The sequence below is a fragment of the Paenibacillus sp. MMO-177 genome, assembly GCF_037147795.1.
In the GTDB taxonomy this organism is placed as follows: Bacteria; Bacillota; Bacilli; order Paenibacillales; family Paenibacillaceae; genus Pristimantibacillus.
This window is the reverse complement of record NZ_JBBCUR010000004.1, coordinates 1-13,113: the sequence shown is the minus strand read 5'-3', so window position 1 is coordinate 13,113 and position 13,113 is coordinate 1. Positions and strand designations below refer to the sequence as shown.

Below are 13,113 nucleotides of genomic sequence, written 5' to 3'. Positions count from 1 at the left end.
AGAAGCGCTAGCGTTCGCCTTTGACCGAGGATTTCTACCGCTAAGCGGTTAATTCGAAGAAATCCACGGTCAACAGCGATCGGAAGAAACATACTTTCGCGCAGCGAATATCTTTACCGCACTAACCAAACAATCCGAATTATACCCACCACATATCGCCAACAGGCTCTTTAATCAGAACTTGCTGCAGGTTTTGAACAGCTTTCGAGAAGCCTTCTTCAACGGACATCAGGCCGTCTTCATGCTCGATGCTGACAACGTAGTCGTAGCCAACGAGACGCAGAGTGCTGATGATGTCTGCCCAAGTCTTCAGGTCGTGGCCAAAGCCAACGGAGCGGAACTGCCAAGCGCGGTCAAGCATCAATGTGTAAGATTGCATATCCGTTACGCCGTGTTTGTTCACGTTGTTGAAGTCAATGGATGTATCCTTCGCATGGAAGTGGTGGATCGCATTTTCGCGGCCCAGAATTTTGATCGCTTCAACAGGGTCAATGCCTTGCCACCACATATGGGATGGGTCAAGGTTAGCGCCAATCGCTTTGCCTGCGGCTTCGCGAAGGCGAAGCAGGGTAGCCGGCGTATGGACGGAGAAGCCGCCATGCAGCTCGAGGCCGATTTTCACGCCGTTTTGCTCAGCGATACCGCCGATTTCAGACCAATATGGAATAACTTTTTTCTCCCATTGCCAAGCCAGGATTTCTTGGAAATCATTTGGCCAAGGAGCAACAGGCCAGTTCGGGTATTTCGCATCCTCATGGTCGCCAGGGCAGCCGGAGAAGGTGTTTACAACGGGTACTTCAAGGCGGTTAGCCAGTTCGATTGTTTTACGGATAATAGCATCGTCAGCGCTGGAAATCGCTTTTTGCGGGTGAAGCGGATTGGCATGGCAGCTAAGCGCGCTGATAATCAGTCCGCGCGATTCTACTGCATGTTTAAACGCTTTCAATTTGCCGGCGTCTGCAAGCAATACATCCGGGTCGCAATGCGCGTTGCCAGGGTAGCCGCCTGTTCCAAGCTCTACTGCTTCAAGACCTTTGGCTGCGATATAATCGAGTGCTTCTTCAAATGGTTTCTGCGAGAAAAGTACGGCAAATACGCCTAATTTCATTATTATTACCTCCTAAGGTTTGGCTGTCCCTATTATAGCATTCTAGTTGTGCGTATACCTCATTTTTACGAAAGAAAAACCAAAATCGCATATAAAATAGGCAATTCAATTGAAAGCATGCATCAAGGCGGCTTGCGGGGCGGGGAAATCTGCTGGTATCGCTTAGCAAGCAAAGGTTGTGGCATGTCAAATTACGTATATTTTTATCGGATTTTAAATAGCGTTTTTTCGCGTGGCTTGGTTCATAACTACAACAAAATGAGAGGATTATTTACTTTATTTCTTTACCCAAAATTTAGGTTTACGTCTTACAAATTTTTCTTGTTGCATAGTACTTTGGCATGATACATTTAGAACGTGTTTCCTATAAATGGATTCTCGTTTTTGATTGGATCTGGGAGAGTGATAGAGTGAAACGTAGTATGCTTCGCGCAGGCGCCATCGTCCTAACGGGAGGGCTGCTGGTAGCCGGTTCAGCGTTTGCAGCGGGAACGGCAACAAGTCCCGGAACAATGAAAATGAGCGCGACCAAGATTAACGGAGAGGTGTACGTCAAGGCATCGTCGCTGACGAGTACTTTGGGAGGTGCGGGAACGTACGACGCATCAACCAAGACTTATAGCTATACTCCTCCGGCAGATGTACCGTCTGTCGTCAGCAAAGTCTCTCCTTCCGTTGTAGGAATCATCGGCAAGCCGGAGGGCGGCGGCGACCAGCGTTATGTCCTGGCACATGGGACAGGCGTTATTATGAAAGCGGACGGCTGGATTTTGACCAATGCCCATGTTGTAAAAGACTTGACCAACATTACGGTTGTAACCGCGGACGGCAAGCAATACAGCGGGAAAAGAAGCAATGTCGACGAAGTAAGCGACCTGGCGCTTGTCAAAATCAATGCGACCAAGCTGCCGGCAGCGAAGTTTGCGGCATCGCCGCTGCAAGCAAAAGTCGGCGAGACGGTTATTGCCATCGGCACGCCTGTCTCTTTTTCGCTTCGCAACACGGCAACAACGGGCGTACTTAGCGGCATGAACCGCTCGGTATCTTCCTACTACCGTCTGCTGCAGACGGATGCCGCGATTAACCCGGGGAACAGCGGCGGACCGCTCGTGAATATGAAAGGCGAAGTCATCGGCATTAATTCCATGAAATTCGTGGATGAAGGCATCGATAACATGGGCTTCTCGATTCCGGTGGATACCGTATCGTACGTAACGGGACATTTCTTCAAGTACGGCTACGTGAAGCGCTCCTCCCTTGGAATAGGGCTGGAAGAGAGCTACGCGGCTATCGTTGGTTTGCCAACTGATGACGGTTTAACCGTTACTTCTGTCAAATCGGATTCTGCCAAGAAGCTTGGCGTTCAGGTTGGCGATGTATTGTATTCCGTTGCGGGCCACCAAATTTCTTCTATTGTAGAAGTGAACGAGCTTTTGAAATCGTATTTGCCCGGTCAGCAGATTGAAGTAACAATGATGATGGATGGCGACTTGGTTACCCGTAAACTGACGCTAACAACGGCTTAATCTTTTATTCCGTTATAAATAGGGAGAGTAGAGAGAATGAAAATGAAACGATTTATGTTTATGCTGTTAGCGGTACTGCTGGTCGTAACCATGGTGCCGGCTGCAGCATTTGCAGCGGATTCTGCAAGCGGACAAGTAGAAATCCGCCTCAAAACCAACAGCTCGACCGTTACGATTAACGGCAAACAATCCACCGTACAAGCTCCATTCGAAAAAAGCGGAACAACGATTGTGCCGCTCAGCATTATTACGAAAGCGTTCGGCGCAAAGCTGAAGCTGCAAGACAACAAAATTATTACGCTGACCTATAACAATAAGACCGTAGTCGTAACCATTGGCAGCAAAACCGTAAAAGTAAACGGCAAGGACCAGACGGTTGCGGTTGCTCCGGTTGTGATCAAAGGGACAACCATGGTGCCGGTACGGGTCATCGTTGAAGCCTTTGGCGCCAAGATCGGCAAAGATAAGAAAACAAGCGAAATCGTAATCACCGGTACTATTGCTCAATCCGGCACTAGTAATTCGGGCGGCGGTTCGACAAACCTGGACCCTGACTATGGCAAAACCAAGTTCGGCGACAGCTACTACGGCTGGACAATGAACTATCCGCCAGGGCTTGTGCTTGTTCAACAAAGCGATGACGGCACCTACGCGGAATGGGGCAGCACAACCAGCAAATCCAGCGTCATTGTATCGACTGAGCATTCGGCGGATGCTCTGACCAGCAGTGAGATCCGCGATAAAATTACTTTGGACTGGATGTATAGCGACGAAGTAGTTGTCGATAAGCGGAGCATTACGGTAAACGGCCAAAGCTTCGAAAAAATCGTAACAAGATCATCGAAGCAAGGCATGCTGTTCGAATACCGGGCTATTCAAAAAGGCGAAACGCTTTATTTCGTCATGGTAGGCGTAGTTGGAACGGATAAGACTGCCCTTGAAGCCTATCAGTCGCTGCTGGACAGCTTTACGCCATCCTTCAACAAAGCGGACAACGCGATTAAGGATATCACGAAAGTTAAAAACGGCCTTATGTCCATCAACAACAAAGAATTTGGCCTTTCCCTTAAGCTGCCGGCAGGATGGTACGGCGTGAAGGACAGCCCTACCCCTCAGTATGTAAGCGAGAACGGATACTTCTCCTTCAGCATCTCTTCGCTTCAGGCACAGGACACGGCAGATCAATGGCTCGCTCGCGTGCAAAAGCAGATTCATGACGATTTCCTGCCGAATTATATTAAAAACGAGAAGACTTCTTCTATTGTCATGAAGGACGGCAATGCTCTCGTCTTGTCTTATGAGTTCAGCTACGATCAAAAAATATGGTACACCGCTAACGAAGTATTCCTGATTGCAGGCAGCTATCGTTATGATCTTGAATTTAATTACGATTCGAAACTTGGGGCCCAAGGCGACGCATTGTTTAAATCCACGATGGCAACGGTAGACATTGATACGGCTTATGTGGAGAAGAACTATGGCCAAATCGAAGATGAGTACGACAACGTCGACCGTACGAAAGTGAATACGAAAAAAAGCACCACTTACGGGTACTCCGTTGATTTGCCTGCTTATTGGTTTGGGATGGATACCGACTTCAACAAAGACTCTGTAGCTTATTCAAATAACCATGGACATATGTTCATTCAGGTTTATGAAGACATTGACCGGGCATCAGCCAGCGCTGCTGCTCAAAAGGGATTGAAAGACGACGGTTATAATGTTTCCGAAGTGTCGACAACCTTTATTAACGGGAATGCGGTGCAAACCTTGGAAATCAAAGGCGAGCTGGTACAGGGTATTCCTGTGACCGAGAAGCTGTATTTCTTTGAGAACAAAGGAAATACGATTATATTCCAATTCGGCGTTAACGAAGCTAATGCGACGCCAAGCCAATTAAATGAGTATAATGCCGTTCTGCAGTCTGTTAAGTTCTTTTAAAAAATAAACAAGAAGCCGGTTCTCATCGAAGAGAATCGGCTTCTTTTCTCTTCCCTGCCAGTATTGGGTGGTGGCATATGATGCCGCGGTTTGATAAACTAGCAATAGCAGGTTTACAAATGGAGGAATGAATGTCGAATGACAATTGATATAAAACGAGAGGATATCGAGCTGCTGGCTCCTGCCGGCGACTGGGATTGCATGCGCGCAGCAGTGGCCAACGGCGCGGATGCCATTTTTTTTGGCGTAGAGAAATTCAATGCCCGCGCACGCGCGAACAATTTCCGGAGCGAAGAACTGCCGGAGATTATGGCGTTTCTTCATACGTATGGCGTAAAAGGTTTTCTGACCTTTAATATTCTTGTATTTGAAGACGAGCTTCGAGACGCGAAGCAATTGATAGAGATGTGTATTAATGCCGGCGTAGACGCGGTCATCGTGCAGGACTTGGGTCTTGTGAAAATGATTCGCGAGCTGTCTCCGGACTTCCCGATCCACGGTTCGACGCAAATGACGATTACGTCGCCTGAGGCAGTGGAATTCACGAAGCCTTTTGGCATGGAACGCGTCGTTCTTGGCCGTGAGAATAATCTGAAGCAAATCCAAAAGATCGGCGAGCAGGCGAAGCTTCCGATGGAAGTATTCGTGCATGGCGCTCTTTGCGTATCGTATTCGGGTCAATGCTTAACCTCGGAAATGTGGGGCGGCCGCTCCGCGAACCGCGGGGAATGCGCACAGGCATGCCGTCTTCCTTATGATCTGATGGTAGACGGCGAGCACAAGCCGATGGGCGATGTCGCTTACTTATTATCTCCGAAAGATCTGGCGGCTATCGACCTGATTCCGGAATTGATTCAAGCGGGCGTAACTTCTTTTAAAATTGAAGGCCGTCTGAAAAGCCCGGAATATGTCGCTAACGTGGTGAGCAAATACCGCCGTGCGATTGACAGCTATTTTGCCGGCGACCTGACGGGGCCTTCGAAGGAGGAGGTCCGCGAGCTGCAGCAAAGCTTCTCCCGCGGCTTTACTCATGGCTTCCTGAAAGGAACAAACAACAAGCAGCTGGTAGACGGAACATTTCCGAAAAGCCGCGGCGTTTATCTGGGCCGCGTAGAACGGATTTTGCGCGATGCGGTAACGATTCGTCTGGAAGCTCCGCTGAAGCGCGGCGACGGCATTGTATTTGATGCCGGCGATCCAACGAAGAAGGAAGAAGGCGGACGCGTCTACGACCTGCGCCGTCATGGCCAGAAGATCGAAGGCGAAGCGCAGGAAGGAACTCTTCTTGAACTCGTTGCCGGACGTAATGACGTAGACCTGCGTAAAGTCCATGTCGGCGATAAGATCTGGAAGACGAATGACCCTGCTCTCGACAAGCGTCTTCGCGCAACGTTCGAGACCGAGAAGCCGTACCGCGTATTCCCTCTGCACCTGAAGGTATCGGGCGTTGCGGGCGAACCGCTCCGCACTTGGTGGACGGATGTACAAAAAGGGATCACCGTAGAGGTTGAATCCGAGCTGCTGCTGGAGCAGGCGAATAAACGTCCAATGGACGCTGCGCTGCTTGAAGACCAGCTTGGCCGCCTTGGCGGCTCGCTGTATCAGCTTGATCAGCTGGAGGTTGCGCTTGAAGGCGATGTTATCGTACCCGTACGGGAACTGAACCGGATGCGCCGCGAAGCGGTCGAGAAGCTGACGGGCGAACGCCCGAAACCGCCGGTATACGTGAAGCATTTGATCGATCCGCTTGACGATGCGCCAAACGCAGACGCAAAAGCCAAGCCATCCAAGCAGCAGGTATCCAATCCGAAATTGACGGCTCTCTGCCGCAATCTGGAGCAGGTTGAAGCGGCAGTTCAAATGGATGTCGAGATGATCTATGCGGACTTTGAATTTATTAAGCAGTTCCCTGCGGCAATTGAAGTGGCTAGACGCGCGGGCAAGCCGATTGCGCTGGCTACGCCGCGTATTCATATGCCGGGAGAGAACGGCTACCATGCCAATATATTGAAACTCCAGCCGGATGCCGTGCTTGTCCGCAATACGGGTGCTTTGTACTACTACCTGCGTGCGCGCGCGGAGAATCCGGGCAAGCCGTTTCCTAAGCTGATCGGCGATTTTTCGCTTAACGTAGCGAACCACAAAGCCGTTGAAGTATTTGCGGAGGCGGGTCTGGATCTGATTACCCCGTCTTATGACCTGAACATTCAGCAGATGGTCGATATGCTTGAACAATCGGACACTTCGCGTCTGGAGGTCGTTATTCAGCAGCATCTGCCAATGTTCCATACGGAGCATTGCGTATATTGCACGTTCATGAGCGAAGGTACCGACTATACGAACTGCGGGCGTCCTTGCGAGGATCACCGCGCATCCCTGCAGGACCGGATCGGGATGTCCCATCCGGTGCGCGTAGACGAAGGCTGCCGCAATACGGTGTACAACGCGATCGAGCAATCGGGCGCCGAATATATCCGCAACTTCATGGAGCTTGGCGTGCCTTCGTACCGCGTTGAGTTCTTGGAAGAGACAGCGGACAAAGTACGCGAAGTGCTTGGCTTGTACCGCGACGCTCTGGACGGACGCATTAGCGGCACAAAGGTATGGAAAACGTTAAAAGCAACGAATCAGCTCGGCGTTACGCGCGGGCAGCTCGTGAAATAAGGAGAACCGCCTTTATGAGTGGAGCATGGTACAGCGGCTGGAGACATGTGTTCAAATTAGATCCGGAGAAGGAAATCTCGGATGAGGCTTTAGATGCCATCTGTATGTCCGGAACCGATGCGATCATAGTTGGCGGCTCCAGCGGCGTTACGTTTGAAAATACGGTTGACCTCATGGCGCGCATCCGCCGCTATGAGGTTGATTGCGCCCTCGAGGTTTCGACTCTGGACGGGGCCGTTCCCGGCTTTGACGGTTACTTTGTCCCGATTGTACTCAATACGGACAAGTCGGAATGGATCATTGGCCGACAGATCGAAGGGCTTAAGGAATACGGCTCTTTCGTGCCATGGGAAGAGACCGCTTCGCAGGGCTATATTATCCTCAACAGCGAAGCAACGGCTGCTGCAGTTACAGGCGCCGATACGGAGCTGGACGAGACGGCTTTGGTAGCCCATGTTCGGATGGGCGCGAGGCTGATGCAGCTTCCGGTTATTTATATCGAGTACAGCGGGCGTTTTGGCGATATGGCCCTGGTCCGCGCGGCGAAGGATGCGGCTCATGGGGCGCAGCTCTTCTACGGCGGCGGCATTCATAATGCCGATACCGCGGCGCAGGCTGCCGGCATTGCCGATACCATTGTGGTGGGCAATGTCATCTATACCGATCTGGAAGCGGCGCTGTCGACGGTTGAGGCTGTCCGCTCCGGGGCGCGGGGTTGAATGAACTAAGCTTGCGCTAATCAGGCTGATGACAGAAGCTTTTCAAGAGATGCAAGGCAGCACAGAGCTATTCCGAGAGCGTGATATCAAGCTTTAGGAATAGCTTTTTATTTGCAAATTGACACAATACTGGCCGTTGTCTACACTATCAATAAGAAGCGAACAAATGCGAACAGAACTTATAAATAAGGAGTACGTTTATGTTTAATCCGATAAATATTGATCAAGCCGTACAGAAGCTGAACCCTCCGCAGCGGGATGCCGTTCAGGCGACGGATGGACCATTGCTTATCATGGCGGGAGCGGGATCGGGCAAGACCCGGGTGCTGACGCACCGCATTGCCTATTTAATCGAGAAGAAGCGTGTTGCGCCTTGGAGCATTCTGGCCATTACCTTTACGAACAAAGCGGCCAGAGAAATGCAGTCGAGGGTAGCGGCGCTGATCGGCCCTTCCGGTCAGGATATTTGGGTCTCTACCTTCCACTCCATGTGCGTTCGGATTCTCCGCAAAGATATCGACCGTATCGGCTTTACCTCCAATTTCTCGATCCTGGATTCCGCGGATCAGCTGTCGGTTATCCGCAACTGTATGAAAGAATTGAATATCGATGTAAAAAAATTCGAACCAAAAGCCGTTCAGGCCGAAATCGGCAACGCAAAGAATGAGCTGCTTACGCCGGAACGTTATGAGCAGAAGACAGGCGACTATTTTACCGATATTGTGTCGAAAGTATATAAGATGTATCAGAAGCGCCTGAAGAGCAACAACTCGCTGGACTTTGACGATCTGATCATGACCACGATCCAGCTGTTCAAGGAAATGCCGGAAGTGCTGGAGTTCTATCAAAACAAATTCCGTTATATCCATGTGGATGAGTATCAGGATACGAACCGTGCGCAGTACATGCTCTGCCGCATGCTGGCCGACAAGCATCACAATATTTGCGTTGTCGGCGACAGCGACCAGTCGATCTACCGCTGGCGCGGGGCGGACATCACGAACATCCTGAACTTTGAGGATGATTATCCCGAAGCCCGTACCATTATGCTCGAGCAGAACTACCGTTCCACGGCCAATATTCTGGAAGCGGCAAATGCCGTAATCAAGCTGAATACCGGCCGCAAACCGAAGAAGCTTTGGACCGACCAGGGAGAAGGCGACCTGATTACCTTGTATCAAGCCGACTCCGAGCATGATGAAGGGTATTTCGTAACCGGCACGATTAGCAAAAACGTGAAAAACGGCCGCAGATACGATGACCATGCGATTCTGTACCGGACCAATGCCCAGTCCCGCGTAATTGAGGAAATTCTGATCAAGTCGGACATTCCGTACCAGATTGTCGGCGGCATCAAGTTCTATGACCGCAAAGAGATTAAAGATTTGCTCGCGTACCTGAGGCTTATTTCCAATCCGGACGATGATATCAGCTTGCAGCGGATTATTAATGTTCCGAAGCGGGGAATCGGCGATACAACGGTTGCGAAGCTGTCGGAAGAAGCGGTCCGCCGGGGCACTTCCATGTTCGATGTGCTCGGCAACATGCAGGGCATGGACATTAACGCCCGCACGCAGGGACTGCTGCATGAATTCCGTGATATGATCGATAATCTGACGCAGATGAATCTTTACCTGTCGGTAACGGAGCTGACGGAGAAAATGCTCGAGATGACGCAATACCGCCTTGAGCTTCAGCGCGAGAAAACGCTGGAATCGACAGCCCGTCTCGAGAATATCGACGAGTTCCTGTCCGTTACGATGGACTTCGAGAAGCGCAACGAAGACAAGACGCTTGTCGCGTTCTTGACGGATCTTGCCCTCATTGCCGATATCGATTCGATGGACAAAGAGGATGACGGAAAGCCTGCGGACAACAATTCCGTTGTTCTTATGACCATGCATAGCGCCAAAGGCTTGGAGTTTCCGGTTGTCTTTATTATCGGGATGGAGGAGAGCATCTTCCCTCACAGCCGTGCTCTTAATGACAATGAAGAGCTAGAGGAAGAGCGCCGGCTTGCTTACGTAGGCATTACGCGCGCGGAGAAGCAGCTTTACATGACCTGCGCGCGCAGCCGGACTCTCTTCGGCCGCATAAGCGCGAACCTGCCTTCACGTTTCCTGCAGGAAGTGCCGGACAACGTGAAGACATTGGCTTCGCCGGGCGGAACGATTGGCCGCTCCGGCAGCTTTGCCGGCGGCGCAAGCCGCGGAAGCTTTGGCAGCAGCAGCGGTAGCGCCGGCTTTGGCGCAGGGCGCGCGCCGTCCTTCGGCGCGGCTGGCGCCGGAGCCCGCGCCCCGGGACCATCGGGGGCGGGAGTGCGCGTGAGCACGCCGCTTGACGCAGCTGCGAAAGCGGCGGCTACCGCCGGATCGGCCGCGGGGAATGCCGCGGACCGGAACTTCGTTGCCGGCGACAAGGTTGCGCACGGCAAATGGGGCGAAGGCGTCATCGTTTCCGTCAAAGGGACGGGCAACGATATGGAGCTGCAAATCGCTTTCCCTGCGCCGGTTGGCGTCAAACGGCTTTTGGCCGGATTTGCACCAATAACAAAAGTCTAAATGGATGGAAGGATGGGACCCTCCCATGGAAAACCAGACGGCAACCCCTGAGCAGTTGACCCGCATGCAAGAGCTGGCGGCGGAAATTTCCGCCCATAATTATTCGTATTACACGCTTGACCAGCCGACGATTAATGACGCGGACTACGACAAGCTGTACGACGAGCTGGTAGCGCTGGAAGCGGCTACCGGCGTTGTACTGTCCGATTCGCCTACGCAGCGTGTTGGAGGAGAACTGCTGAAAGGCTTTGAGCCCCACCGTCACCGGGCCCGCTTATGGAGTCTCGACAAGGCGCAGGATACCGAAGACCTCTTGGCTTGGAATCAGCGGGTTCTTAAAGCCATTAACGACTATAACGCCAAGCATCCGGAAGAAGAGCCTCTTCCGCAGCCCAGCTATGTCATTGAGCTGAAATTCGACGGCTTAACCCTTAACCTGACCTATGAGAACGGCCAGCTTATTCAGGCATCCACCCGCGGCAACGGCACGGTTGGCGAGGGCATTCTGGCACAGGTGAAAACCATTCGTTCCGTTCCGCTGACTATTCCGTACAAGGACGGAATTATTGAGGTGCAGGGCGAAGGGATTATGAACCTGTCAGTCCTGGAGCGCTATAACCAGACGGCGGCAGAACCGCTCAAGAATGCCCGCAATGCGGCTGCTGGCGCGCTCCGCAACTTGAATCCGAAAACAACGGCGGAGCGTAAGCTGAATGCTTTCTTCTATAATGTCGGCTTTGCGGAAGGCGTTTCGTTCTCGAACCACCAGGAGATGCAGCAGTTTTTGAAAGATAACTTGTTCAAGGTGAATCCGTATGCCTTGTATTTCGATACGATTGAAGAAGTTCAGGAGGAATTGCTGCGGATTGCCGAGAAGCGCCTGGAGCTCGATTTCCTGATCGATGGGGCGGTCGTGAAGCTCACGGATATGCGTACGCGCGAGGCGCTTGGCTATACGGATAAATTCCCGCGCTGGGCGGTGGCCTTCAAGTTTGAGGCGGAAGAAGCGGCAACGGTGCTGGAGTCTGTCTCATGGGAAGTTGGCCGTACGGGCAAAATCACGCCGGTAGCGCGTGTAGAAGCGGTTGAGCTTGCAGGAGTTACGGTACAGAACTGTACGCTTAACAATATCGGAGACATTGAGCGTAAGAACCTGAAGTATGCTTTGGGTACGCTTGTATCCATCCGCCGTTCCAATGATGTAATCCCTGAAATACTAGGCAAAGTAGACGAAGAGCCCGGGCAGGAGATCGTATTCCCAACCGTATGTCCGGCCTGCGGCACGGAGCTTGAGCAGCGCGGAGCGCATCTGTTCTGTAATAACAAGCTGGGCTGCCGTCCGCAAATTATCGGGCGGATCACTCATTTCGCCTCACGTGACGCGATGGATATCGAAGCCTTCAGCGTAATGACCGCAGAGCAGCTGTACGCGGACTGCGATGTACATGATCCGGCCGATCTCTATGCCCTTGGTTATGATGATTTGATCAAGCTGGACCGTTTCGGTGACAAAAAAGCCCGCAAATTGCTCGATGCCATCGAAAAATCCAAAGACCGCGATCTTGCGGCTTTCCTCTTTGCTCTTGGGATTCCGAACACGGGCAAAGCAACGACCAAAATGCTCGCCGACCACTACGGTAGCCTTGATGCTGTCATGTCTGCGACGGCAGAAGAGCTCGTGGGCTTGCAGGATGTTGGCGCCATTGTAGCGGATAGTATCGTGAACTATTTTGCCGATCCGATTATCGCTGCGAGCATTGCCCGCATGCGCGAGCTTGGCGTAAAAGCCGAAGCCGAGCAGCCTGCGGTTGTCCGCCAGGACAGTATCTTCAGCGGCAAGACCGTAGTATTAACCGGTACCTTGTCGAAAATGTCGCGGGATGAGGCAGCCAAGAAGCTTGAAGCCTTTGGGGCCAAAGTAAGCGGCAGCGTGTCGAAAAAGACGGACTTCGTTATTGCGGGCGAAAGCGCGGGAAGCAAGCTGACCAAGGCTCGTGATCTAGGAATTACCGTTATAGACGATGAAGACGAATTGCTCCGCTTACTAGGCGAAGCATAAGTTTCATTTCATGTGTGGCGCCGCAGGTCTTTGAAAAAAGGCTTGCGGCGTTTTGTTTTGACGCAAAAGCCAGATGTCATTTATTACAAGTTGTATTTCAAAATCAGGCATGGTATATTATTTCTTGTCGCTTCGGAAGATACGACATCAACCGCGAAACACATCGAAATAAATAAAAATGTGAAACAAGCTGTTGACAAAGGATGAAGAAGCTGATATCATAACATCTTGTCACGACAAAATGTGACAGACAAGTTCCTTGAAAACTGAACAAATGAATCACGTCGATTCAAACAAGTTTTAAATAGCTAGTTAAGTAATGAGCAAGTCAAACACTTTAATGGAGAGTTTGATCCTGGCTCAGGACGAACGCTGGCGGCGTGCCTAATACATGCAAGTCGAGCGGATCTTACCTTCGGGTAAGGTTAGCGGCGGACGGGTGAGTAACACGTGGGTAACCTGCCCATAAGACCGGGATAACATTCGGAAACGAATGCTAATACCGGATACGCGAATCGGTCGCATGATCGAATCG

General features: G+C 51.5%; 7 protein-coding genes and 1 rRNA gene. 7 read left to right on the top strand and 1 reads right to left on the bottom strand.

Annotation, left to right across the window (positions count from 1 at the left end):
• Positions 1-139: 139 nt before the first annotated feature.
• The gene (locus WFK81_RS15615; protein ID WP_336787341.1) at positions 140-1,108 is read right to left on the bottom strand and encodes a sugar phosphate isomerase/epimerase family protein; all 969 of its coding nucleotides are present in this window, start codon (positions 1,106-1,108) and stop codon (positions 140-142) included.
• A 410-nt stretch (positions 1,109-1,518) separates the two neighbouring features.
• Between WFK81_RS15615 and WFK81_RS15610 the strand changes: the two genes are divergently transcribed.
• The 7 genes from WFK81_RS15610 to WFK81_RS15580 form a co-directional block, all read left to right on the top strand.
• Positions 1,519-2,634 carry a S1C family serine protease gene (locus WFK81_RS15610; RefSeq protein ID WP_336787340.1) on the top strand — a complete coding sequence of 372 codons (1,116 nt, stop codon included), beginning with the start codon at positions 1,519-1,521 and terminating at the stop codon, positions 2,632-2,634.
• A 36-nt stretch (positions 2,635-2,670) separates the two neighbouring features.
• A complete protein-coding gene (locus tag WFK81_RS15605) occupies positions 2,671-4,575 on the top strand; it encodes a copper amine oxidase N-terminal domain-containing protein (protein WP_336787339.1) in 1,905 nt (634 codons plus the stop codon).
• Between the two features lie 138 nt (positions 4,576-4,713).
• Positions 4,714-7,239, top strand: a complete 2,526-nt coding sequence (locus tag WFK81_RS15600; RefSeq protein ID WP_336787338.1) for a U32 family peptidase — start codon at positions 4,714-4,716, stop codon at positions 7,237-7,239.
• Between the two features lie 14 nt (positions 7,240-7,253).
• Complete coding sequence (locus tag WFK81_RS15595; RefSeq protein WP_336787337.1) at positions 7,254-7,958, top strand: heptaprenylglyceryl phosphate synthase; 705 nt, start codon at positions 7,254-7,256, stop codon at positions 7,956-7,958.
• Positions 7,959-8,158: 200 nt separating this feature from the next.
• Positions 8,159-10,519: a DNA helicase PcrA gene (gene pcrA / locus WFK81_RS15590; protein ID WP_336787336.1), complete on the top strand. Its 2,361-nt coding sequence runs from the start codon at positions 8,159-8,161 to the stop codon at positions 10,517-10,519.
• 25 nt (positions 10,520-10,544) lie between these two features.
• Positions 10,545-12,578 (top strand): NAD-dependent DNA ligase LigA, encoded by a 2,034-nt coding sequence (gene ligA, locus WFK81_RS15585; RefSeq protein ID WP_336787335.1) that lies wholly within the window; start codon positions 10,545-10,547, stop codon positions 12,576-12,578.
• A 337-nt stretch (positions 12,579-12,915) separates the two neighbouring features.
• Positions 12,916-13,113 (top strand): 16S ribosomal RNA (locus WFK81_RS15580); the annotation flags it as partial.